At 66.4% G+C, this 24028-nt stretch carries 22 protein-coding genes and 1 tRNA gene; 8 read left to right on the top strand and 15 right to left on the bottom strand.

From position 1 onward, the window contains the following. Positions 1–11 precede the first annotated feature (11 nt). The 5 genes from uppS to rpsB all read right to left on the bottom strand — a co-directional run bounded on the left by uppS (position 12) and on the right by rpsB (position 4108). Entirely contained in the window at positions 12–749 is a 738-nt protein-coding gene (gene uppS, locus ACZ6YI_RS01545; RefSeq protein WP_440326338.1) for a polyprenyl diphosphate synthase, read from the bottom strand. A gap of 20 nt (positions 750–769) precedes the next feature. Next, positions 770–1327 carry a ribosome recycling factor gene (gene frr / locus ACZ6YI_RS01540; RefSeq protein ID WP_440326336.1) on the bottom strand — a complete coding sequence of 186 codons (558 nt, stop codon included), beginning with the start codon at positions 1325–1327 and terminating at the stop codon, positions 770–772. Between the two features lie 60 nt (positions 1328–1387). After that, on the bottom strand, positions 1388–2110 hold the full coding sequence (pyrH, locus tag ACZ6YI_RS01535) for a UMP kinase (protein WP_440326335.1): 723 nt from the start codon (positions 2108–2110) through the stop codon (positions 1388–1390). Positions 2111–2289: 179 nt separating this feature from the next. Continuing rightward, positions 2290–3168, bottom strand: a complete 879-nt coding sequence (gene tsf, locus ACZ6YI_RS01530) for a translation elongation factor Ts (RefSeq protein WP_440327137.1) — start codon at positions 3166–3168, stop codon at positions 2290–2292. An 82-nt stretch (positions 3169–3250) separates the two neighbouring features. Then, complete coding sequence (gene rpsB / locus ACZ6YI_RS01525; RefSeq protein ID WP_440327136.1) at positions 3251–4108, bottom strand: 30S ribosomal protein S2; 858 nt, start codon at positions 4106–4108, stop codon at positions 3251–3253. A 352-nt stretch (positions 4109–4460) separates the two neighbouring features. Here rpsB and map point away from each other — a divergent pair, with 352 nt between their 5' ends. From map to ACZ6YI_RS01495, 6 genes are all read left to right on the top strand, one after another. Next, positions 4461–5228 (top strand): type I methionyl aminopeptidase, encoded by a 768-nt coding sequence (map, locus tag ACZ6YI_RS01520; RefSeq protein WP_465777123.1) that lies wholly within the window; start codon positions 4461–4463, stop codon positions 5226–5228. Positions 5229–5290: 62 nt separating this feature from the next. Continuing rightward, positions 5291–7948 carry a [protein-PII] uridylyltransferase gene (glnD, locus tag ACZ6YI_RS01515; RefSeq protein ID WP_465777122.1) on the top strand — a complete coding sequence of 886 codons (2658 nt, stop codon included), beginning with the start codon at positions 5291–5293 and terminating at the stop codon, positions 7946–7948. Continuing rightward, the gene (gene dapD / locus ACZ6YI_RS01510; RefSeq protein ID WP_440327140.1) at positions 7935–8768 is read left to right on the top strand and encodes a 2,3,4,5-tetrahydropyridine-2,6-dicarboxylate N-succinyltransferase; all 834 of its coding nucleotides are present in this window, start codon (positions 7935–7937) and stop codon (positions 8766–8768) included. The genes glnD and dapD overlap by 14 nt, the downstream gene beginning before the upstream one ends. A gap of 4 nt (positions 8769–8772) precedes the next feature. Then, positions 8773–9126 carry an arsenate reductase gene (locus tag ACZ6YI_RS01505; protein ID WP_465777121.1) on the top strand — a complete coding sequence of 118 codons (354 nt, stop codon included), beginning with the start codon at positions 8773–8775 and terminating at the stop codon, positions 9124–9126. Further along, entirely contained in the window at positions 9126–10256 is a 1131-nt protein-coding gene (gene dapE, locus ACZ6YI_RS01500) for a succinyl-diaminopimelate desuccinylase (RefSeq protein ID WP_465777120.1), read from the top strand. Before ACZ6YI_RS01505 ends, dapE begins: the two co-directional genes overlap by 1 nt. 98 nt (positions 10257–10354) lie before the next feature. Further along, positions 10355–11863, top strand: coding sequence for a hypothetical protein (locus tag ACZ6YI_RS01495; RefSeq protein ID WP_465777119.1), 1509 nt, complete (start codon positions 10355–10357; stop codon positions 11861–11863). 11 nt (positions 11864–11874) lie between these two features. Here ACZ6YI_RS01495 and ACZ6YI_RS01490 read toward each other — a convergent pair whose 3' ends face one another. Together ACZ6YI_RS01490 and ACZ6YI_RS01485 are read right to left on the bottom strand one after the other, a co-directional pair. Beyond that, entirely contained in the window at positions 11875–14214 is a 2340-nt protein-coding gene (locus ACZ6YI_RS01490) for a penicillin acylase family protein (RefSeq protein WP_465777118.1), read from the bottom strand. Positions 14215–14217: 3 nt separating this feature from the next. Further along, the gene (locus ACZ6YI_RS01485; protein ID WP_465777117.1) at positions 14218–15009 is read right to left on the bottom strand and encodes a phosphodiester glycosidase family protein; all 792 of its coding nucleotides are present in this window, start codon (positions 15007–15009) and stop codon (positions 14218–14220) included. Positions 15010–15155: 146 nt separating this feature from the next. Between ACZ6YI_RS01485 and ACZ6YI_RS01480 the strand changes: the two genes are divergently transcribed. Beyond that, positions 15156–15644, top strand: a complete 489-nt coding sequence (locus ACZ6YI_RS01480) for an NUDIX hydrolase (RefSeq protein ID WP_440327123.1) — start codon at positions 15156–15158, stop codon at positions 15642–15644. Between the two features lie 81 nt (positions 15645–15725). Here the strand turns inward: ACZ6YI_RS01480 and parC are convergent, their stop codons facing one another. The 3 genes from parC to ACZ6YI_RS01465 all read right to left on the bottom strand — a co-directional run bounded on the left by parC (position 15726) and on the right by ACZ6YI_RS01465 (position 20072). Beyond that, positions 15726–17966, bottom strand: a complete 2241-nt coding sequence (parC, locus tag ACZ6YI_RS01475; RefSeq protein ID WP_465777116.1) for a DNA topoisomerase IV subunit A — start codon at positions 17964–17966, stop codon at positions 15726–15728. Positions 17967–18141: 175 nt separating this feature from the next. Beyond that, positions 18142–19158 (bottom strand): proline iminopeptidase-family hydrolase, encoded by a 1017-nt coding sequence (locus tag ACZ6YI_RS01470; RefSeq protein WP_465777115.1) that lies wholly within the window; start codon positions 19156–19158, stop codon positions 18142–18144. Positions 19159–19238: 80 nt separating this feature from the next. Beyond that, positions 19239–20072 carry an endonuclease/exonuclease/phosphatase family protein gene (locus tag ACZ6YI_RS01465; protein WP_465777114.1) on the bottom strand — a complete coding sequence of 278 codons (834 nt, stop codon included), beginning with the start codon at positions 20070–20072 and terminating at the stop codon, positions 19239–19241. A 172-nt stretch (positions 20073–20244) separates the two neighbouring features. Here ACZ6YI_RS01465 and ACZ6YI_RS01460 point away from each other — a divergent pair, with 172 nt between their 5' ends. After that, positions 20245–20691, top strand: a complete 447-nt coding sequence (locus tag ACZ6YI_RS01460) for a hypothetical protein (protein ID WP_465777113.1) — start codon at positions 20245–20247, stop codon at positions 20689–20691. Between the two features lie 12 nt (positions 20692–20703). Here ACZ6YI_RS01460 and ACZ6YI_RS01455 read toward each other — a convergent pair whose 3' ends face one another. The 5 genes from ACZ6YI_RS01455 to ACZ6YI_RS01435 form a co-directional block, all read right to left on the bottom strand. Then, on the bottom strand, positions 20704–21312 hold the full coding sequence (locus tag ACZ6YI_RS01455) for a hypothetical protein (RefSeq protein WP_465777112.1): 609 nt from the start codon (positions 21310–21312) through the stop codon (positions 20704–20706). Positions 21313–21506: 194 nt separating this feature from the next. Continuing rightward, positions 21507–21582, bottom strand: a tRNA-Phe gene (locus ACZ6YI_RS01450). 66 nt (positions 21583–21648) lie between these two features. Next, positions 21649–21927, bottom strand: a complete 279-nt coding sequence (locus ACZ6YI_RS01445; protein WP_465777111.1) for an oxidative damage protection protein — start codon at positions 21925–21927, stop codon at positions 21649–21651. After that, the gene (gene mutY / locus ACZ6YI_RS01440) at positions 21924–22970 is read right to left on the bottom strand and encodes an A/G-specific adenine glycosylase (protein WP_465777110.1); all 1047 of its coding nucleotides are present in this window, start codon (positions 22968–22970) and stop codon (positions 21924–21926) included. The genes ACZ6YI_RS01445 and mutY overlap by 4 nt, the downstream gene beginning before the upstream one ends. Continuing rightward, complete coding sequence (locus ACZ6YI_RS01435) at positions 22967–24010, bottom strand: AsmA family protein (RefSeq protein WP_465777109.1); 1044 nt, start codon at positions 24008–24010, stop codon at positions 22967–22969. Before ACZ6YI_RS01435 ends, mutY begins: the two co-directional genes overlap by 4 nt. Positions 24011–24028 lie beyond the last annotated feature (18 nt).

Raw genomic sequence — 24028 nt, 5'->3', positions numbered from 1 at the left:
GAGGTCCGGCGTTAGCCCGTGGCGACCTGTTCGCCGGTGCGGCCGTAACGGCGCTCACGGCGGGCGAAGTCATCCAGCGCCCCGGAAAGGCAGGCATCGTCGACATCGGGCCACAGGGTGTCGGTGAAATAGAGCTCGGCATAGGCGAGCTGCCAGAGCAGGAAGTTGCTTACCCGGCGCTCGCCACCCGTGCGGATGAAGAGATCGAGTGGCGGCTGGTCGGCGAGGCAGGTGTAGCCGTTGAGGCGCTGCTCGTCGAGTTCGGCCAACGGGAATTCACCGCGCGCCGCCGCTTCCGCCGCGAGGCGTGCCGCGTTGGCGATGTCCCAGCGGCCGCCGTAGTTCACGGCGACGTTCATGTTCAGCGCCGTGTTCGCCGCGGTGCGTTCCATGGCGCCCAGCATGCGCTTGCGCAGTTCGGGCGCGAACGCGTCCAGGTCACCCACGAAGCGCACGCGGACGCCGTTGCCATGCAGCTCGTCCACTTCGCGGTCGATCGCCTTGAGGAACAGTTCCATAAGCGCGGATACCTCGCCCTCGGGGCGGGACCAGTTCTCGCTGGAGAAGGCGAACAGGGTAAGCGAGCCGACGCCGCGCTTCAGGCAGAACTCGACCGCCGAGCGCACGGCCTTCTGGCCGGCGTGGTGGCCGAACGTGCGCGGGCGCAGCCGTTGCTTTGCCCAACGGCCGTTGCCATCCATGACGATGGCGATGTGGCGTGGAACCCGGGCGTCGGGTTTCGCGGGCATGGGCGGGGAACGATGGCGCGTCAGAGCGCCATCAGTTCCTTTTCCTTCTCGGAGACGACTTCGTCGACGTTCTTGACGAACTTGTCGGTCAGCTTCTGGATGTCGTCATCCGCGCGCTTCTTGTCGTCTTCCGTGATCGCCTTGTCCTTCAGCAGCTTGTCGACGTGCTGGATGGCGTCGCGGCGGACGTTGCGGATGGCGATCTTGGCCTGCTCACCTTCCTTGGCCACCGTCTTGGCGAGCTCCTTGCGGCGCTCCTCGGTCGGCGGCGGGAAGTTCAGGCGGATATCCATGCCCATGGTCGTCGGCGTGATGCCGAGGTCGGAAGCCATGATGGCCTTCTCGATCGGGCCGATCATGCTCTTGTCGAACGGCTTGACGGAGAGCGAGCGCGCATCCGGCGTGGTCACGTTGGCGACCTGGGACAGCGGGGTGTCCGTGCCGTAATAGGGCACCTTGATGTTCTCGAGGATCGACGGGTTGGCGCGACCGGTCCGGATGGACTTCAGGTCGTGCTTGAGCGAATCGATGCTCTTGCCCATGCGGGTCTCAGCATCTTTCTTGATGTCGTTGATCATGGGCGGTTTTCCGGTGGATCTGGTCAGCAGGCGAGTATAGCAGGGCGGCCAGAAGCCGGCTTAGCCGGCGTCCACGAGGGTGCCGACGGGCTCGCCGCGCATGATCTTCATGAGGTTGCCCGGCTGGGTCATGTCGTAGATGCGCAGCGGGAGCTTGTTCTCGCGGCACAGGGCGATGGCGGCCGTGTCCATGACCTCGAGGCGGCGCTCGATGACCTGGTTGTAGCTGAGGTGTTCGTAACGCGTGGCGTCGGGCACGCGCTTCGGGTCGGCGCTGTAGACGCCGTCGACCTTGGTGGCCTTGAGGAGCAGGTCGGCGCCGATTTCGACGGCGCGCAGGGCGGCGGCGGAGTCGGTGGTGAAGAAGGGGTTGCCGATGCCGGCGGCGAAGAGGGCGACGCGGCCCTTTTCGAGGTGGCGGATGGCGCGGCGGCGGATGAAGTCTTCGCAGACTTCGTTGATCTTGATGGCGCTCATGGTGCGGGCTTCACCGCCGAGCTTTTCGATGGCGTCCTGCATGGCGAGGGCGTTCATGACGGTGGCGAGCATGCCCATGTGGTCGCCGGTGACGCGGTCCATGCCGGAGGCGGCGAGGCCGGCGCCGCGGAAGATGTTGCCGCCGCCGATGACGACGCCTACCTGGACGCCGGCGTCGATGACTTCGAGGATCTCTTTGGCGAGGCGGCCGATGACCTTGGGGTCGATGCCGTAATCTTCGCTGCCCATCAGGGCTTCACCGGAGAGCTTGAGCAGGATGCGGCGGTGGTTCAGCGGGGTGCTCATGGGGTTCTCCAGTTTGTGTGGGGCAAAACGCGGGTAGTGTAGCGCGCCGCCTTTGTTACAGGTACGTGAAAAAGTGTCGCTGTTCACCTCGGCGGCAAGTTCATCGGCGAGCCGTCTCGAATCGCAGGCATAAAAAAGCCCGGCCGGAGCCGGGCTTTTTCGTCAGCGGGTGGGGTGGCTTACGCCAGGCCCGCCTGCTTCATCACTTCGGCAGCGAAGTCGTCAACGACCTTCTCGATGCCTTCGCCGACGGCGAGGCGCTCGACCGAGATGATTTCCGCGCCACCCTTCTTCAGGGCTTCCGCGACGGTCATGTCGGTGTCGATGACATAAGCCTGGCCCACGAGGGTCACGTCGGCAAGGATCTTGTTGACCTTGCCCGACACGATCTTCTCGAGGATCTCGGCCGGCTTCTGCTTTTCCTTGTCCGTCATCTTCGACAGCTCGATTTCCTTTTCCTTCTCGAGGAAATCGGCCGGGACGTCTTCCGCCTTGATGAACTTCGGGTTCATCGCGGCAACGTGCATGGCGATGTTCTTGGCCAGCTCTTCCGAGCCGCCCTTCAGGGCCACCAGCACGCCGATGCGGCCGCCGTGCGAGTAGGCGCCCAGCACGCCGTCGGTATCGACCGTGGCGATGCGGCGGACGTCGAACTTCTCACCGATGGTGAGGGTCAGGGCCTTGGCGGCATCTTCCACGGTGGAGTCGCCGAGCTTGGCGGCCTTCAGCGTGTCGATGTCCTTGGCGCCCGACGACAGGGCGACGTTGGCGACATCCTTGGTGAACTGGATGAAGTCCGGGTTGCGCTGCGAGAAGTCGGTTTCGCTGTTCACTTCGACCATGACGCCCTTGCCACCCTGGGTGGCGACGGCGACGAGGCCTTCGGCGGCCACGCGATCGGCCTTCTTGTCAGCCTTGGCCGCGCCGCTCTTGCGCAGCGCTTCCATTGCCGCTTCGATATCGCCGTTGTTTTCGACGAGTGCCTTCTTGCACTCCATCATGCCGACGCCGGAACGCTCACGCAGATCCTTGACGAGGCTTGCGGTGATCTCAGCCATGGTAATTCCTCAAAGTTTTGGATTGCGCCGCGGCAAGGGTGCCGCGGCGCGGGTAAAACGGAAGAGCTACGGGGTGGGGCGCTTACGCGCGGCCACGACCACCGTCACGGCCGCCTTCGCGACGCGGTGCACCCTTCTTGGCCGGGGCGCGATCGTTGCGACGCTCGCCACGCGGGGCTTCGTCCTTGGCGACCGGGTTGCCGGCTTCGTCCATTTCCACGAACTCGTTGGCATCGCCACGGGCGGCGTGCTGCGGAGCGGCGGCCTTGCCTTCGAGGATCGAGTCGGCGGCGGCGCGGGCGTAGAGCTGGATGGCGCGGATGGCGTCGTCGTTACCCGGGATGGCGTAGTCGACGAGGGCCGGGTCGTAGTTGGTATCGACGACGGCGACGACCGGGATGCCCAGCTTGCGGGCTTCCTGCACGGCGATGTCTTCGTGGCCGATGTCCACGATGAACAGCGCGTCCGGCAGGCGGTTCATGTCCTTGATGCCACCCAGCGAGTTCTGCAGCTTCTCGCGCTCGCGGCGACGGGCCAGCACTTCGTGCTTGACCAGGCGATCGAACGAACCGTCGGTTTCGGCGGCTTCGAGTTCCTTCAGGCGGGCAACCGACTGCTTCACGGTGCGGAAGTTGGTCAGCATGCCGCCGAGCCAGCGGGCGGTGACGAACGGCTGGTTGGCGCGGCCGGCTTCTTCAGCCAGGGCTTCGCGGGCCGAGCGCTTGGTGCCGACGAACAGGATGGTGCCGCCCTTCTGGGCCAGGCCCGAGAGGAAGTTCATCGCGTCGTTGAAGAGCGGAAGGGTCTTCTCGAGGTTGATGATGTGGATCTTGCCGCGGGCGCCGAAGATGTACGGAGCCATCTTGGGGTTCCAGTAACGGGTCTGGTGGCCGAAATGGACGCCGGCTTCCAGCATCTCGCGCATGGTGACTTGTGCCATGGAATTACTCCTGGTGAACCGCACGGGGCGGTTCTATGGGGGTTGGGACCTCCACGCATCCCCGGCTTCGACCCTGCCCATTGGGCAAGGCACCCCGAAGACGGTGCCGATGCGTGTGTGGCGTTAAAAGCGACTGCCTTACGCCGGGCCAATGGTTGCGCCGTGCGGTTACAATCGCGGTGTCGTTTCGCTCCCGTGGCCACGTAAAAGTGGCTTCGCCGGGCAGCAAAACTCGCTAATTGTAGCCTCCAGCCCCACCCGCCGCAAGCATGGGGCTGGAAATCCGCCGGGGGCACCGCCACGTACACGGCAGGCCCATCCCCCTGAGGGCAAAGGAAAAAGAGAGAGACCCATGGCAGTCGTACCGAAGACCCCCGAAGAGATCCAGGCCATGCGCGAGGCCGGCCGCCTGGCCGCCGAAGTGCTGGCCATGCTGGTGCCCCACGTCAAGCCGGGCGTCACCACCGAGGAACTGGACCGCCTGGCCCACGACCACATCGTGAATGTCCAGAAGGCCATCCCGGCCAATGTCGGCTACCGGGGCTTCCCGAAGACCGTGTGTACCTCGGTCAACCATGTGATCTGCCACGGTATTCCCACCGACACCAAGGTCCTGAAGGACGGCGACATCATCAATATCGATGTCACGGTCATCAAGGATGGCTGGCACGGCGATACCAGTCGCATGTATTTCGTGGGCACGCCCAGCGTGCTGGCGAAGCGCCTGGTCGAGACCACCTACGAAGCCATGATGAAGGGCATCCAGGCCGTGAAGCCGGGCGCCACCCTGGGCGACGTGGGCGCCGCGATCCAGAAGCACGCCGAGGCGGCGGGTTTCTCGGTGGTGCGCGAGTACTGCGGGCACGGCATCGGCAAGGTCTACCACGATGAACCCCAGGTGCTGCACTACGGGCGCCAGGGCACCGGCCTGGAGCTCAAGCCCGGCATGACCTTCACGGTCGAGCCCATGATCAACGCCGGCAAGCCGCACACCAAGTCGCTGCCCGATGGCTGGACGGTGGTCACCAAGGACCACTCGCTCTCGGCCCAGTGGGAGCACACCGTGGCCGTGACGGAAGACGGCTTCGAGATCCTCACGCCCTGGCCGGACGCCGCCTGATACACCTCGCGATCCCGGCCTGCGTGGCGCGGGATCGCCTTCCAACGCAAAGGGGCCCCGACGTGACGCTTCCCCCGCTTCCACGCCTGCCCGCCGTCGTTCCCCGCTCCGGCGTATCGCCCGAGGCGCGGCGCTCGCTGCGCCAGTTGCTGGGCGACGCCGACCGCGCCCTGAATACCGCGTTCGGCGAGGGGGAGGACGCTTCGGCCCTGGCCCGGCGTCGCGCCGAGGTCGTCGAGAAGGTCGTCGTGCATACCTGGGGTGCGTGCCTGGGCGACATGGCTGCCGCCTCGCTGTTCGCGGTGGGCGGCTTCGGCCGCGGCATGCTGTTTCCCTGTTCGGACGTCGACCTGCTGGCCATGGTCGGCGAGAGCTCGCCGGCCCTCTACCGCGCGCTCGAGAACTTCTTCGCCTGCCTGTGGGATATCGGCCTGAAGCCGGGCCACGCGGTGCGAACGGTGGAGCAATGCCGCGAGCTCGCCGCGCGCGATGCGAGCGTGTTCACCAGCCTGCTGGACGCGCGCCGCCTGGCCGGCTGGCCGATCCTTTCCAACGACCTGCGCGGCATCCTCGATGATCCGGCGCTCTGGCCGCCACGCGAATACCTCGCCGCGCGCCTTGCCGAGCGCGATGCCCGGCATGCCCGCTACGACGATACGGCGCAAAACCTCGAGCCCAACCTGAAGGACGGCCCCGGCGGGCTGCGCACGCTCGATGCGTTGCGCTGGCTCGGGCGCCGCCTGGCGCATGCGCCGGATTTCGATGCCATGGTCGCCGAGGGCCTGCTTGAGCCGGTGGAAGCGGCGAAACTGACGCGCGCGGAAGAGACCCTGCGGCGCTATCGCTACGCACTGCATCTCGAAGCGGGCCGGGCCGAAGAACGCCTGTTGTTCGATTACCAGCGCGCGCTGGCCTCGCGGCTCGGCTTCGAAGACGAACACGCGAAGAACCTGGGCGTCGAGCAGTTCATGCAGGGCTATTACCGCGCCGCGACCCAGATCGAGCGATCCGGAACGCAGCTGGTCGAGCGGTTCGAGGAGATGCTCGACCCTTCGGCGGAGCCCGAGCCGGTCGGCACCGATTACCTGCGCTACGGCTCGCGCATCGCGCTGCGCAATCCGCACCTGTTCGTGCGCCGGCCGGCGGCACTGGTCGAGATCTTCATCGCGCGCCTCGATGCGCCGGGCATCACCGGCTTCACCGCCGAAACGATGCGTCGTATCCAGCACGCGGTGTCCCAGCATGGCGAAGGCCTGGCCGACGACCAGGCCGTGCTCGACGCGTTCCTGGCGCTCCTGCGCCGCGGCGCGCCCGCCGTGGATGCCCTGTGGCGGATGAACCGCCATGGCCTGCTCGCCGCGATCCTGCCTGCGTTTGGCAAGGTCGTGGGCCGCATGCAGTACGACCTGTTCCACGTCTATACGGTTGACGAGCACACCCTGCGCGTCCTCCGCAACGTGGCGCGGTTCGCCGATCCGGGCGCGCGCCGCGAGTTTCCGCTCGGCTGCGAAATCTGGCCGCATATCGAGCGGCCCGAACTGATGCTGCTGGCCGCGCTGTTCCATGACATCGCCAAGGGACGCGGCGGTGATCATTCGGTGTTGGGCGAAGAGGACGCACGCGCGTTCTGCCGGCGCCTGCGGCTCCCCGAGGAGCAGGTCGAACTCGTGGCATGGCTGGTCCGCCAGCATCTGCTCATGAGCACCACCGCCCAACGCCAGGACATCACCGATCCGGACGTGGTGCATCGCTTCGCTTCCGTAGTGGGCGACTGGGAACACCTCGACCACCTCTACCTGCTGACCATCGCCGACATCATCGGCACCAGCCCGAAGCTGTGGAACGCATGGAAGGACCGCCTGCTGGCCGACCTGTACACCGCCACCCGCTTCGCCCTGCGCAGCGATATCAGCCACGCCACGCTGGCCGGCTCGCGCGTGCGCGAGTGCCGGGAGCGCGCGTTGGGCATGCTGGTCGCGGAGCGCTTTGCCCCGGATGACATCGCGAAGGTGTGGGCGGACTTCCCCGACCTGAGCTTCCTGCGCCATCGCGCCGAGCAGATCGCGTGGCAGACCGCGGCCATCCTCCGCGCGGGCGGCGTCACCCCGCTGGTCGAGGTGCATCCGTTCTCGGTGCGTGGCAGCACGGAGCTGTTCGTCTATACGCCGGACCGCGACGGCCTGTTCGCCACTGTCACGGCGGTTCTGGATCGCCTGCGCTTCTCCGTCGTTGAAGCGCGCATCCTTGTGTCGAACACAGGCATGGCGCTGGACACGTTCCTCCTCCTCGAGTCCGAGACCCAGGCACCGGCGTCGCTTCAGCGCGCAGAAGAGCTGCGCCTGCGCCTGATGCGCGCGCTCGACCATCCGGAAGGCCATAGCGCGCCCAAGCGCGGCATTTCGCGACACCTTCGGCATTTCCAGATGGCGCCACGGGTTACGTTCAACCCCGTGGGCGAGCGTACGCAGCTCGCCCTGGTGTGCACGGATCGCCCCGGCCTGCTGGCCGCCGTGTCGCAGGCGCTGGCCGAAGCGGAGGTGCGCGTGCATGATGCGCGTATCGCCACGTTCGGCGAACGCGTCGAAGATTTCTTCCAGCTCACCGACCGAAACAACGCCGCCCTCTCGCCCGCGCGCCAGGAGATCCTGCGCGAGTGCCTGACCCGGCATATCGGTCTCGAAACCCCCAGGACCCCTGTTGATGCAAATGCAAACGCTTGAATCCGTGATCGAGAGCGCCTTCGAACGGCGCGCCGACCTGACCCAGAACGAAATCGAAGGCGATAGCGGCCTGCGCGTCGCTGTCGACCAGGTGCTCGACCTGCTGGAATCCGGCGAGCGCCGCGTGGCCGAGCCCGATGGCAAGGGCGGCTGGGTGGTGCACGCATGGCTGAAGAAGGCGGTACTGCTGTACTTCCGCATGAACGGCAACCGCGTGATGGATGGTGGTCCGTCCAGCGCGTTCGACAAGGTGCCGCTGCGCTTCACCGAAGGCGATACCACGGAATACGCCAACCTTGGCGCGCGCGTCGTTCCCGGCGCGCTCGTGCGCCGCGGCGCGCACATCGCGAAGGACGCCGTGCTGATGCCGAGCTACACGAACATCGGTGCCTACGTCGGCGCCGGCACCATGGTCGATACGTGGGCCACCGTGGGCTCGTGCGCGCAGATCGGCGCGGGCGTGCACCTCTCCGGCGGCGTGGGCATCGGCGGCGTGCTCGAGCCGCTGCAGGCCAACCCGACCATCATCGAGGACAACTGCTTCATCGGCGCACGTTCGGAAGTGGTCGAGGGCGTGATCGTGGAGAAGGGCTCCGTGATCGGCATGGGTGTGTTCCTTGGCCAGTCCACCCGCATCTACAACCGCGCCACCGGCGAGATCAGCTACGGCCGCGTGCCGGCCGGCAGCGTGGTGGTGGCCGGCAGCCTCCCGGCGAAAGATGGTTCGCACAGCCTGTATGCCGCGATCATCGTGAAGCAGGTGGATGAGAAGACCCGCTCGAAGACCGGGATCAACGAACTGCTGCGCAGCGGTGAGTGAAGCGATGACCACCACGGTGTATGGCCTGCCGAACTGCGATACCTGCAAGAAGGCTCGTAACTGGCTCGATCGCTTCGGTGTCGCGTACACGTTCGTCGATTACCGTGCGAACCCGGTGCCCGCGGCCACGCTGAAAGCGTGGTCGGAGCAGCTGGGTGGCTGGGAAAAGCTGGTCAACAAGGCGTCGACCACCTGGCGCACCCTGCTGCCGCAGCGCAAGGATCCGCGCTCCGATCCCGAGTGGACGCTGTTGCTCAAGGAGTACCCGGCGCTGGTCAAGCGCCCGGTCGTGGTCACGGGCGATGAGGTCAGCGTCGGGTTTACCGATAACGCCTTCAAGAAGCGCTTTGCCACCTGATGTCCCCGGTCCTCGAACTCACGCGTGACCTGATCGCCCGCCGTTCCGTCACGCCGGAGGATGCCGGTTGCCTTCCGCTGATCGCCGACCGGCTCGCGCAGGTCGGCTTCCGCATCGAGCACCTGCGCTTCGGCGACGTGGACAACCTCTGGGCAACCCATGGCACGGGTGGGCCGGTGCTGGCGTTCCTTGGGCATACCGATGTCGTTCCGAGCGGTCCCGAGGAGCACTGGGCCGCGCCACCGTTCGAGCCAACCGAGCGTGGCGGCATGCTGTACGGCCGCGGCGCCGCCGACATGAAGGGCTCGGTGGCGGCGATGGTCGTCGCCCTCGAGCGCTTCGTTGCCACGCATCCGGATCACACGGGCACCGTGGGCCTGTTGCTCACCAGCGATGAAGAAGGCGTGGCGCTGCACGGTGTGCGCGAGGTTGTCGATCACTTCAACAAGACCGGCCAGCGCATCGACTACTGCGTGGTGGGCGAGCCGTCGGCGAAGGCGCAACTCGGTGACCTGATCCGCGTCGGCCGCCGTGGCTCGCTTTCGCTCACGCTGACCGTGAACGGCATCCAGGGCCACGTGGCCTACCCGGAGAAGGCGAAGAATCCCATCCACGCATTCGCCCCGGCACTGGCCGCGCTTGCCGCCGAGCGCTGGGACGAAGGCAACGCCGACTTCCCGCCGACGTCCTTCCAGGTGTCGAACATCAACGCTGGCACCGGTGCGAACAACGTGATCCCGGGCGAGCTCGTCGCCCTGGTGAACTGGCGGTTTTCCACGGCGAGCACGGCAGATGGGCTGCGTGCTCGCGCCGAGGCGATCCTGCAGGCGCACGGCGTCGATTACGCTGCGCAATGGCACCTCTCGGGGCACCCGTTCCTGGCGACGCCAGGTGGCCGCCTGCGCGGTGTCGTCGCCGATGTCTGCCGCGCGTTGTGCGGCATCGATCCGGAACAGAGCACGGGTGGCGGCACCAGCGACGGGCGTTTCATTGCGCCGATGGGGGCTGAGGTCATCGAGCTGGGGCCGGTGAACGCGACGATCCACAAGGTGGATGAGTGCGTGTCGATCGCGGACCTCGAAAAGCTTCCTGCGCTGTACGAGGACATCTGTAGGCGCATGCTGACCTGACGCCACGCCGCGTGCTGACGCGGCCCGGTGGATGACCTACATGGTGGTTGGGCTGCGAGAACGAGACCCTGACGGACTCGTTCTCGCAAGGATCTCCCATGCGCCGATCATTCCCCTGGCTGCTGTCCGCCTGCGTCGTCATGTCGCCATTCGCCGATGCGGCGGAGGCCGTTGCGCCCGTGCCCGTCGTGATCACCGTAGGTGACGACGACGATCCCGATGTCATACGCCGCGATGTGCTCGGCTGGCTCGATGAAGGCAAGCCAGTGGCGCTGGCCGGGCGTCCTGTCCAGCTCGCGCGGGTGCGCCTGGAGGGCGCGCAGGCCTGGCCAGCCACGAACACCATCGTGCTCGATCCCGGTGCCGGCCTTGGCATTTCGGGATTCGATGCCGACGACGATGCATCGAGGCGCCTGCTGCTCGCCGCGTGGCCCTGGGCCATGGACGTACTTCCTGCATCGCCGGCACGTGACCGTCGCGAGGCGCCCGTGCGTGCGCGCCAGAGGCACGTCGAGTTCAGCGTGCCCGCGGCGTCGCCGGGACAGGTGTGCCGCGCGTTCGCCCAGCAGGTCGCCGCCACCCTGTTTGGCGCGGACGAGCCGACGCCGATCGAGCGCCGGGCTTTCCGCCGCGAGGTGCGCCGCTGGTGCCAGTACGGCACCCTGTCGCTGCACCTCGCCGCGCGGCCCCAGTTCACCATCGAGCCGTTCGGCAAGCCGTACGACGTGAGGCTCACGGTGGCGACCGAGTGGGCCTTGATCCGCAGCGAGGACGTCGCATCCGCGAGCAGCGCGCGTTACCTCTTCTGGACGAAGACCCTGAACGAGGGTGCCGCGGGCGGCTTCTCGCGGATCCACGGTACCGATGCGTGGTACGACCCGGCCACGGGGGTGGTGCACAACCTGATGGATGTCGCGATCCATGCCGGATGGGGCCGCATCGAGGGGCGCGAGGTCGTGACGGCATGGCCGTTGAATTCGAGCTTCCCGCAGGTGGGCAACGTACTCGTGTTCCGTTGCGATGATCTCGAAGCCTGGCGCCCACCGGACTGCCCCGTCGCGCCGGTACTCAAGCGGCTGCTCCCTGAAGACAGCGCGGATGGCCTGGTGACGGTCGCCAGTGGCGAGACCGTCAGCGTCGGCGGTGACGCCAAGATGTCGAGATCCGTCAGCGAGGACAAGGTGTCGACCTCGTTCACTTTTGGTGTGAACCTGATGCGCGCAACATCAAAGACATCGCAGGTCGAACTGTCGCTCGTGCACACGCGCAGCAACGCCGACACGGTGTTCTACCGAAGCACCTGGTGGCTGCCCGATGTGCCCGCCATCTTCCGCTGGATCGATGCGCGCAAACACGCGGGTAGCCTCGCGAAAGCCTCACCGCTGGCGACCAGCCTCAATCCGCACCACGAAATGGTCTGGGAACTGCCGCTCGCCGGCAACGAAGGGCGGGACTTCGAATACCACATCGTGTACGAAGCAGGCTGGAACGCGTGCCGTGCCGATGGCTATTGCTCGGAATACAGGCGCGGCAAGGACCCGGCGGTTCCACCGAAGGAGCGCGGCGCCTGGGTGGACGGCGTCACCATCCACCTCCCGTGGCGGTAGGGCGTGCGCGCCTAACGTGGGCTGATGACCAGGCTGTGCTGGCTGGGGCCGGGCAACAGCGGCGTAAGGTGGCCCTGCACCCAATCCTCGTGGCCTGCGCCATGGAACGGTGACAACGGGTGGCCGCTCTGGCCGCCCGGCATCTCCAGGTAGCTCTCGTCTTCGTGCCCCGGTGAAATCGCGAATCGCTCTGAGGCGCCGAAGGCCGGCGCTTGCACCCGCGGCATATCGGTGTCGCCCGCCATCGGCTCGACGGGCATGTCCACGAAGCGCGACAGCGCATGGGGCAGGGCGCCGGAGAGCGCATGCTCGATGTGCGAGGTGTTCTGTTCGCCCCACGTCCGCGCGGCGATGCCACCGGGGCCGCTGGCCAGTTCACGGGCGGTCTGGCGCGCGGCGGCCTCGAGGAGTGCATCCCAGCTTGCCCACGTGGTGTCGAGGAGGTTGGGTGGACGCTGGACCAGCATTTGCCAGACTGCGCCTTCCGCTGTCGTGGCGCGCGGCCATGTGAAGTCCGGGAAGCGCTTTGTAGCCCGGGCGGCGAAAGGCGCGAGGACCAGGGTGTGCACATGCTCGCGGAACGTGCGCACGACGCGGTAGTCGACGCTATCGACGGCAGCGTGCCCCGTCCAGCGTGCCGTGGCCTGTCGCAGGGGGTCGAGCGCGGCATCATGCGTGCGGGAAAGGGTTGCCTGCAGCAGGTCGTTCCAGCGCGAGAGGAACAATGCGCGGTCATCCAGCTGGATCGAGAGCATGTCACCCGGTACGAAGTGCTCGCGCGCCTGCAGGTCGTCGCGGATCTGCTGCGCACGAGCGCCCAGGTCGTGGCCGCCGTTGCCAAGGAGCGCCAGCGCGGCGCCGCCCACCGTTCGGTTGTTGGCAGTCCACAAACGGCCATCCGCGGGGTCGATCACGCGCGGGTAGCTGGCCGCGTCGGCGAAGCCGGGCCAGCCAGGCACACCGGGCTCGCGCAACGGGATGGCGTCGCCGATGATCGTCCACGCGATGTGGCCGGCACGATCGCCGACCAGCAGGTTTTGCGGGGGCATGCCGGCGCGCGAGGCCACGGCCAGCGCGGCGTGGGTGTCCGTCGCGCGTTCGAGCGCCATGATGCCCAGGTTGAACGCGTCGGGCCGGTGCGCAATCCAGGCCAGGGCCAGCGGCGTGCCATCGGTGTCGGTTGCGGCCAGCGGTCCCCATGGCGTGTCCTCAACCTTCAGGTGGCGCGATTCCCCGCCAGCCACCTCGATCACTTCGTCGTGCACCGCAAACGCCGCGCTTCCCGTCGGCGTGGTGTATCGCGAGGGGTCGGCCTTGTCGCGGGTGACGCGTACAAAGTCCATCCAGTCGCCGTAGCTGTTCGTGAAGCCCCACGCCACCTGGCCGTTGGAACCCGCCACGAGCGCCGGGGTGCCGGGGAGCGTCACGCCGTTGAGGTCACGCATGCCACCGGGCGCCGAGGCATCGGGAAAGCGGATGCGTGCGCGGAACCAGATGTTGGGAACCCGCAGGCCAAGGTGCATATCGTTCGCCACGATGGCGGCGCCGTTCTCCGTCAGCGTGCCGCCGACGGCAAAGCTGTTGCTTCCTGGCATGGCTTCGCTGGCCGCGATGGTGGCGTGCCCCGCGAGCTTTTCCTGCCCCCGCAGGTCAAATACATCGGGGCCCGGGAGCACGATGTCGGGCGAGCGCGAACCGTCCAGCGGTGCTTCCCATGTCGGGTCGGGCGCGACGAGCGCATCCACCAGTGACGCAGGCAGCACGGCGCGCAGTCGCGCGATGCCGAGTTCGCGCCCGTTGGTGCCGTTCTCATTCAGGTCGAAGTACATCGCGCCCAGCGCGAGCAAGGTGTCTTCGCTTTTCCAGGGCTTCGGTGCCTGGCGCAGCAGGAGGTATTCCCATGGCCGCACGCGTAGTTGCCCGAGCCCGGCGTTGACGCCGTCCCGGTACGCATCGATGACCTCGCGCTGGTCGTTCGGGAGGAACTCATAGGCGGCCTCGACCACCGCACGCATGCGGTGCACGCGGTGGTTCAGGTCGAGACCCAGGGCCCGTTCGCCGGCCAGCGCGGCCAGTTCACCCGCCGCCACGCGGCGGAGCAGGTCCATCTGGAAGAAGCGATCCTGGCCGTGGGCGAAGCCCAATGCCCAGGCGGCATCACGCCGGTTGGCCGCCTGCACGGTAAGCGTGCCGCGCGCATCGCGCTCCAGGGTGACCGGGGCTGACGGTCCTTGCAGGGCAAGTTTTCCATCCAGCCGCGCAAGACTGCCGGAGAGGGCGAAATACGCCGCCGCCAACGCCAGCACGACCAGAACAATTAAACCGATCAGCAGGCGGCGGGCGATGCGCATGGGCTATCCGCGTCGTTTGGGAAAGACGGCGACCATGCCGGCATACGGCTTGGTCATGAAGGCAGGCGCGCCGGCATAACCACTCGCCGGGGTCCATGCCTGGGAGATCGTGCCATCGAGGAATAGCGCGTTGCGGCAACCGAGCTCATCGCGGAACAAGCGCGCGAACGAGTGGAAGTTCACCGGCGCGCGGCTCACGACGAACACGACTTCGCTGGGGCTCTTCGCGCAGACGCCGCTTCGCCACTTCATGCTGTCCGAGCCATTGTCGAACTGGGTGTTCACCTCACCGTCGATGACCAGCATCGGCCCGGATTGCGTGGCCCAGCGCGGTTTGCGCGCAGCCTTAGCGAACGCTTCCGTGGTGCTGACTGCCGCCGTGCCGTCGTCGTAAATCGCGAAGACACCGTTGGGCAGCAGCGAGAAGTTGCCGGAGCGCGGGTTACCGTGGGCCCGGTTTAGCGGAACCAGCGCCTTGCCGTTCTCGACATACAGGCCGAGCGGGCGGAAATCGCGATCGTAGATGCCGGCATTGGTGGCGAACGCTAATGGGCGGCCCTTGCCCGCGGTCCACGTTTTCAGGGCCTCGATGCTCGCGAACGGCTGGTCGTTGTCGGGATTGCGCCAGTACAGCTCGATATCGTCGCGCCGTGTATCGACCGTAGTCACGAAATACGACTGGCTATCGAACACGACATCGCGGCCATCGACCGCGTCGGCGGGCGCGGCGCAGCCGATGAACAGGCCGGCGAGGCCAGCGAGGGCGAGGCTACGAAGGAAGAGGCGGCTGGCCATGCGGGGGATACGGCGGTGGGGCATCCGTGGATGTTCGCCGGGCGGGCGGGGCGGGTGCAAGGGCTGGCGCAAGGTGCTGGCGCGCCAACGGGCCCCGCGGCCGCCAAGAGCGTAAACTCCGGGGTTTACGCCACGCCGCAAACGCCATGCCCTACACACCCATCGTCGCTACCCTCGGCTATGTGTTGTCACCCGACGGCCAGCGCGTGCTGATGATCCACCGCAACGCCCGCAAGGACGACCAGCACCTGGGCAAGTACAACGGGCTGGGTGGAAAAATGGAGCCGGGTGAGGACATTGCCGCGTGCATGCGTCGCGAAATCCGTGAAGAAGCCGGCATCGAGTGCACCGAGATGAGCCTGCGCGGCACGCTGAACTGGCCGGGGTTCGGCAAGAACGGCGAGGATTGGCTCGGTTTCATCTTCGTGATCACCCGGTTCGAGGGTGAGCCGCTTTCGGAAAACCCGGAAGGCACGCTGGAATGGGTGCGCGCGGATGAACTGGAAACGCTGCCGATGTGGGAGGGCGACAGGAACTTCCTGCCACTGGTCTTCGATGGTGACCCGCGACCGTTCCACGGCGTGATGCCCTACAAGGACGGCCGGATGGTGTCCTGGAACTACACGCGCCTCTGACCCCGCTGTCGTGGGAGCGCCCTTGGGCGCGATGGGCCTTGCCGCGAGCACCCATCGCGCGCAAGCGCGCTCCCACATGACTTAGCCGGTGGTTTCGATACGCTCCACGCGGCGCAGGCCGCGCGGCAGCACGCCGCCGCGGGTGGCGCGGTTGCCGCCGTACTCGACGAGGTCCGCCCACTTGAGCGTTAGCTTGCGGGCGCCGGCGTACATCGTGACTTCACCCTTGCCTTCGGTGACGACCGCGACGCCAACGACGCGTTCTTCGCCGGAGGTGAGCTTGGCCTTGGGGATCTCGATGAGCTTGTTGCCCTTGCCCTTGTTGAGCTCCGGCAGTTCGGCCACCGAGAACATCAGCAGGTGGCCTTCGCTGGTGACCACCACGATGCGGTCGCGGGACGGATCCGGCGTGATGGCCGGATTCAGCACGCGGGCACCATCGCTCAGCGAAATGATCTGCTTGCCGGCCTTCTGGCGTCCGGTGAGCGCTTCGAAGCGGGTGACGAAGCCATAGCCGAAGTCGGTGGCAAGGATGATGCGGGTGTCGTTGTCGGCCGCCACCACCGCGTCGAAGCGTGCGCCCGACGGCGGGCTGAACCGCCCGGTGAGCGGTTCGCCATTACCACGCGCCGACGGCAGCGTATGCGCCGGGGTGGCGTAGGCGCGGCCGGTCGAATCGATGAAGGCCACCTGCTGGGTCGTGCGGGCACGCGCGATCGCCGCCAGGCTGTCGCCTTCACGGTACGAGAGTGCCTCGCCGTCGACATCGTGGCCCTTGCCGGCGCGCACCCAGCCCTTCTGCGACAGCACGACCGTCACCGGCTCGGAGGCCACCAGCGCGCTCTCGTCCAGCGCCTGGGCGACGCTTCGTTCGATCAGCGGCGAGCGGCGCTCGTCACCGAACTTCTCGGCATCGGCGCGCAGTTCTTCCTTGATCAGGCCCTTCAGCTTGGCCGGCGACTTCAGCAGCACGTTGATGCGCGCGCGCTCTTCTTCCAGCTTGTCGCGCTCCTCGGTGATCTTCATCTCTTCCAGGCGGGCCAGCTGGCGCAGCTTGGTTTCGAGGATGTAATCGGCCTGCTCATCGTCGAGGCGGAAGCGGCTCATCAGCACCGGCTTCGGCTCATCCTCGGTGCGCACGATGCGGATGACTTCATCGAGGTTGAGGTAGGCGATGCGCAGCGCTTCGAGCATGTGCAGGCGCCGCTCGACGCGGCCCAGGCGATGGTTCAGGCGGCGCGTGACCGTATCGGTGCGGAAGCGCAGCCATTCGGTGAGGATCATCTTCAGATCCTTCACCTGCGGCCGCCCATCCAGGCCGATCATGTTCATGTTGATGCGGAAGCTCTTCTCCAGGTCGGTGGTGGCGAAGAGGTGCTGCATCATCTCGTCGACGTCGACGCGGTTGGAGCGCGGGACGATGACCAGGCGGATCGGGTTCTCGTGGTCGGATTCGTCGCGCAGGTCCTCGATCATCGGCAGCTTCTTCGCGCGCATCTGCGCGGCGATCTGCTCGAGGATCTTGGAGGGCGAGACCTGGTGGGGCAGGGCCGTGATGACGATATTGCCGTCGTCACGCTCGTAGATGGCGCGGGCGCGCACCGATCCGGTACCGGTCTGGTACATCGCGGCCAGCTCGCGCCGCGGCGTGATGATCTCGGCCTTCGTCGGGTAATCCGGACCCTGCACGTGTTCGCAGAGGTCGGCGATGGTGGCATCCGGGTCGTCCAGCAGGCGGATGCAGGCGCTGGCCACCTCGCGCAGGTTGTGCGGCGGGATGTCCGTGGCCATGCCCACGGCGATGCCCATGGAGCCATTCAGCAGCACGTGCGGCACGCGGGCGGGGAGCCATGTGGGCTCTTCCAGCGTGCCGTCGAAGTTCGGCGACCAGTCGGTGGTGCCGTGGCCGAGCTCCGAGAGGAGCACCTCGGCGATCGGCGTCAGGCGCGACTCGGTGTAGCGCATGGCCGCGAAGCTCTTCGGGTCGTCCGACGAGCCGAAGTTGCCGTGGCCGTCCACCAGCGGGTAGCGGTACGAGAACGGCTGGGCCATCAGCACCATGGCCTCGTAGCAGGCCGAATCGCCGTGGGGGTGGAACTTGCCGATCACGTCGCCGATGGTGCGCGCGGACTTCTTCGGCTTGGCCTGGGCGCCCAGGCTGAGTTCGCTCATCGCGTAGATGATGCGGCGCTGGACCGGCTTCAGCCCGTCGCCAACGAACGGCAGGGCGCGGTCCAGCACCACATACATGGAGTAGTCGAGATACGCGCGCTCGGCGTAATCCTTGAGCGGGATCTGTTCGTAATTGGCTTGCAAATTCATGGTTTTAGCGATCCGGCAGCGCGCCGCGGCGCGTCGTTAACCGGAGGATGGTGCCAGAAACAGGTCTCAGGAGCGAAGACTGGTGGCGGCAGGCCGGGAGCCATCGCGCGCAAGCGCGCTCCCACAAGGGCGGACCCAGCCCTGTGGGAGCGCGCTTGCGCGCGATGGGCCTGCCTCAGTCCTTCCCGCCATCCGTATCCTTGAGGAACTTCACCAGCCCGGTGAAGTACGTCTGCTGGTCGTCGTACATGGCCATGTGCGCCCCCTTGGGGCACAACAGGAAGTGGCCGTTCGGCAGCTTTTTCGACATGGCCTCCATGTACTTCGGGTCCATGGTGTCGTACGTCGCGCCGATGACCAGGGTGGGCACCTTGATCTTCGCCAGGTCCTTGCTGCGGTCCCAGTGCAGGAGCTTGCCGCTGGCGCCCAGTTCGCTCGGGCCCTGCATGGACACGTAGATCTGCTCGTTGAGGTGGCTGAACGAGCGGTTGACCGGCTCGGGCCACTGGTCGGCCGGCATGCGCAGCACGTGCTGTTCGTAGTGCATGGGGACAAGGATCGCCATGTAGGCCGGGTCGTCGGTCTTGTGTTCGCGCTCCATGCGCTGCACTTCGGCCAGCTTCTTCTGGTCCATGGCCGGCATTAGCACCGTCTTCGCGTACGTGTTGTACGCCGGGATGCTGTCGACCATGTTGGAGATGATCAGGCCCTTGAGGTGCTGCTGGTACTTGAGCGCGTACTCGATGGCCAGCACGCCACCCCAGGAATGGCCGAGCAGGTAGAAATTGTCCTTGTCCAGGTGCAGGGCCTGGCGTACCTGTTCCACTTCCTCCACGAAACGCGGTGTATCCCACAGCGATTCATCGGTGGGCTTATCGCTGAACGCGGAGCCGAGCTGGTCGTAGTAGTAATACTCGATGCCCTGGCCCGGGAAGTAGCTGTCGAATGCTTCGAAATACTCATGCGTGGCGCCGGGGCCACCATGCAGCAGCAGGACCTTGATCGTCGGGTTGTTGCCCACCCGCTTGGTCCAGACCTTGAACTTGCCCTTCGGTGTGTCGATCGTGATCATCTTCACGCCACCGGCGAGGACGTCGTCCCGGCCGGTGTTATCGAAGTACGAAGGCGGTGGCGCGGCATGCGCCGCAACCACCGTAAAAGCCAACAACACTAACGCGATGAAACGGCGCATGGGCTCTCTCTCCCGGGACGATGGCGCGACTATCGCCTCTCGCCGAGACGGCCCGCAACCCACCCAGGGGTGAGATTGCGTCAGAGGGCGAAATCGGCCTGGATGGGGAAATGATCCGACGGATAGCGACCGTCTTTCGAGATCGTGATGGTCTCGAAGGTCTTTACTTCGACGCCACGGTAAAGGATCCAGTCGATTCGCTTGTCCGCCTTGCCGGTGAAGTTATGGAACGTTTCCGCCGGTCCCTTCTTGTCCGACGCGGTCATCCAGGCGTCCTTGAACGTCGCCGTCAGCATCCGGTGCGATTCGCTGTCCGGCCCGGTATTGAAGTCACCCGTGATGATCACCGGTGTGCCCTTCGGCAAGGACTTCACCCATTCGGCCATCTCGTGCGCGGATTTCGAGCGGGCTTCTTCGTCGCTGTCGCGATAGGGGAAATGCGTATCCAGCAGGTAGAAGTGCTTATGATCCGAAAGCCGCTCGAACAGGGCCCAGTTCACCATGCGCGGGAAGATATTGCCCCAGGTGATGCTGGCGACTTTATCGGGTGTATCGGAGAGCCAGAAATCGCCTGACTTGATGAGCTTCAACCGGTCCTTCCGATAGAAGATGCCCATGTGCTCATCCTTGTGCGCGCCAAAGCGATCGCGGCCGAACCACGTGAACTGCGGAAGCCGGGCCACCGTATCGTCGCCCTGCTGCTGTCCCAGCTCTTGCGTGCCGATGACATCCGGGTCCATCTGGCGGATGGTGTCGGCGAAAAGATCCTTGCGCATCTCCCAGCGGTTGGGGCCATCCGGACCGGTGATGGTGCGGACGTTGAAGGACATCACCTTCAGGTCTTCGGCGGCGAGAGGGCCGGCGAAGGCGGCGGCCACGGCGGCAAGCAGGGCGAGGTTGCGCAAACGGAGCATGCGGTCGGCTTCCTGGTGAGAAGCTCCCGACTATAGCGGCGTCGTTCCCGGCCCGCGCGTTACCCAGGTCACGGTCCGCGGCTGGGACATATCGTCGCGACCGTCGTTGCGCCGGGCGGGCCGGTGCGGTCGTAAGGCACAATGGCCGTCTGAAACCTCGCAGGAGCCCGCCATGGCGGAGCAGAAATCGAATGGCCGCCGGGCCGTGATCGTCGTGGTGGGCATCGCCTTCCTCGCCTCCGTCACGACCCTGCTCCTTGCCCTCACGGCGTCCCACGGCGCCCGGCAGCGTGATGCGGCGGCGATCACGGCGGATGGTGCCGACCTGCATGGCGTCGTGAGTGAGTGGCGCACGCTGGTGGTCCGCACTGGGGCGGCACAGCCGCAGGCGCGTGAGGCGATGCTCGACTCACTCAGGAAGCAGGCGGAGACGGTGGCCGCGTGGAAGCCGCGCACGCCGTGCGGGCTCGAGGCCCGTGATCGCCTGCGCGCCGCCATGGATACCCGCATCACCAGCCTGCTGCGAAACACGCCCGGTACCGTCACGGACGAGCTATCCATCGTGGATGACGCCCTGCGTACATGCAGCGCGCAAGCGGGCAGGGACGTCGAAGGCTGACCGAGCGATCTCCTACTCGAACCAGCGCGAGATCAGCCTAGCTCCGCCCTGCGAAAGGAATGTGACCACTCCGCCGGTGATGGCGGCGGTACCCGCCGCCAACGTGCCGAGCCGTGTCCAACTTGGCATGACCTGGATACGGTAGGCCAGGACGCTCACCTGCGTGACCAGTTCTGCAGTGCGATCGTTGGCGAGCTTCAGCTCCGGGCGCCAGTCGTTGAAGCCTTTGACGCCTTCTTCGACGCGGGTGACTCGCTCACCAAGTGCGCCAACTCGCTCGCCGAGTGCGCCGACCTCCGACCGTACGGCGTCCAGACCGGACTCGACCCGGCACATGCGGGCGTCCAGTGCGCCGACGGACGTGGTCAGCGCCGATACTTCGACGGCAAGGCCGCCGACGCGATCTTCCAGCTTGTCAAAGCGCATGTCCATCTTGTCGAAACGATGGTCGATGCCGCGCAGGCGGTCATCGATGCTGCGCAGGATTACTTCCAGCATGGGAGTGTCAGCCTCCGGGGTGGTGTCGGTGCAATCATAGGTAAGGGCCTGCGACGCATGGATGAGAATGGCGGACAAGCTGAAGGCGTCGGGTTCGCTCGCGCAGGCAAGTTCGGCATTCATGCGTCACCTCGATCCATCGGTTCAACGGAGGAACACGATGCCACGGCGATATGCGCGGGTATGTAGGCGCCCGTCGCTCGCCTTGTCAGCGACACGGCACGCCCATGTAGTCGCCGCCCGCGCTGGCATGTCAGCGTGGCTTACAGGGAGAGGGCCAAAGAAAAAAGCCCGCTCGAAGAGCGGGCTTTGAATAATGGTGGCTCGGGACGGAATCGAACCGCCGACACGGGGATTTTCAATCCCCTGCTCTACCAACTGAGCTACCGAGCCACGAGTGCCTGCAATATCCGTTGCGGCGTGTGGAGCCGCGTATTAAATCGGCTACCGTGGCTGGCGTCAAGCCTTTTCGTCCGGCGGGACATAACCCGAGGGCTGTGCGACGTCGCCACCGAAGAAATACTTCTCCATTTCGCCCGATAGGAAACTGCGGGTTTTCGGGTCGAGCGGGGAAAGGCGCATCTCATTGATCAGCATGGTCTGGTGCGACAGCCACTGCGCCCAGGCTTCCTTGGAAACATGATCATAGATCCGCTTGCCCAGCTCGCCGGGCCAGGGCGCGAAGTCGAGCCCTTCGGCCTCGCGGCCGAGTTTTACGCATTGGACCAGGTGGGTCATGGGGTGATCTCCGGAAGGTTGTCGAGCAGCGTTCGTACGGGCGCCGGCAGGCCAAGCGCCGCGAGGTCGCCGGGGGCGCACCAGCGCCGCTCCGCGCCATCGGACGCCCGCTTGAGTGGGGTCGCATGGTCGAACAGGATGGGGGAAACGTCCAGCTTGTAATGGCTGAACACGTGGACGAAGGCGGGCAGGGGATCGGCGGCGTGCACTCGCGCGAGGGCAGCGGCCGCACCGGGGGCGCTGTCCGCATCCGCCGCTTCCGGCAGGCTCCACAGCCCGGACCACACGCCGACCGGCCCGCGCCGTTCCAGCAACACCCGGCCCTTCGCGTCACGTAGCAACAGCATGGCAACCGAGCGTGTCGGGATCTTCTTGCCGGGCTTCACCGTAGGCAATACCGCGGTGAGTCCATCACGATGCGCCACGCAGGTCGCGGCTTGCGGGCAGAGCAGGCACGCCGGCCGGCTTCGCACGCATACCGTCGCACCGAGATCCATGATTGCCTGCGTGTAATCGGCGGTCCTCACGGCAGGCGTGTGCTCATCGGCGTGCTGCCAAAGGCGCTTCTCGATCGCACTTTCGCCGGGGAAACCCGCGATGCCGTGATATCGGGTGAGCACGCGCTTGACGTTACCGTCGAGGATCGGGAAACGCAGGCCATGCGCCTGCGCCAGGATCGCGCCTGCGGTGGAGCGGCCAATGCCGGGCAGTGCCATCAGCGCATCGAGATCGCGCGGCAGTTCGCCGCCATGCTGTTCAACGCAGAGCTGCGCGGCACGGTGCAGGAAGCGCGCCCGCCGGTAGTAGCCCAGGCCGGACCACAAGGCGAGCACGGTGTCTTCATCGGCCGCGGCAAGATCGCGCAGCGTCGGCAAGCGCTCCACGAAACGCTGGAAGTAACCGATGACGGTCACGACCTGGGTCTGCTGCAGCATGATCTCGGACAGCCACACGCGGTACGCATCGCGCGGGTGCTGCCATGGCAGGTCCTTGCGCCCGTGGTGATCGAACCAGCGCAACAGTTCTTCGGCGAAGCGGTTCACGGCCTGGTGCCGCTGGTGCCGGTCGTCGACGCGGAGACGGGTACGTTCGGAGTGGCTCGAATTCGGAGGCCTTTCACCTGTACGCCTGCCGCATCCACTGCCTGTACATCGGCGCTGCCGAGCATGGGCGGAAGAGCAGGCGGGCCACCGGCCTGCATGCCAGTCCACCAGTCGGCCAGTGCGATGGGCGGCACGCGCAGATCGGCATGCCCGCTCTCGCCATCGACTTTCAGCGCGACGTACAGCGGGTCTTCCTGGTTCGCAGGCGTGACGTTCAACGCGACGGTGTACGGCGCGCCTTGTCCGCGCACGAGCCTTCCGGCCAGCGACGCGCCCACGTCGGCACCACCGCGCCAGGTCGCGGAACCTTTCAGGTTCGTCTCGAAGTTATTCGGCGATGCGATGTCGAGGGTCACGTCATCCAGCGAAAGCACCCCCGCACGCAGGATCGGCAACGTCGCCAGGACCAGCTGGTATGGGTGTCCGTCCGCGGTATCCGCGGCGAGCGAGAGGCTGAAGCGGCGGCCGCTGGCAAGCCGGCCCGCATCGGCTTCCACATCGGACAGCAGGAGGCGATTGCCGCGGAGCAGCGTGCCGCGGCTGATCCGGAAGCCGGCGTCGATCGTCGGCAGCGTGGCGCCCGCCGTGCTGGGCCGTTCGGGCAGGGTATCGAGGTAGGCGGCGACCGCATCGATATCGATCCGCGCGCCTTCCACTTCCAGCCGCGAGATGCTGGTGTCGCGGCCCATGAGGGTGCGCCAGGGCAGCACGAGCTTTCCGCGCGAGGCCACGATCAATGGCGTGCCGCCGTTCGGGCCGCGCACCGTCACGCCATCCAGTTCCAGCGCCGGCTTGGGCCAGAGCGTGGGCGTGGCAGGGCTCGAAAGGGTCAGCGCGAGGCCTACCGCCTTCGCGCGGGCCTGGAGCAGCGAGGTGAAACGGTCGGGCTGGAGCACCACGTAGGTGGCGATGATCGCGGCGATGATCAGCGCGGCCAGGAAACCGCCGGCCGCCAGCAGGAAGGTGCGCAGTCGATTCATCGTGCCGGCGGCCCCGTG

This window comes from Luteibacter sp. NPDC104163, assembly GCF_055584245.1.
This window is presented reverse-complemented; position numbering and strand designations above follow the sequence as displayed.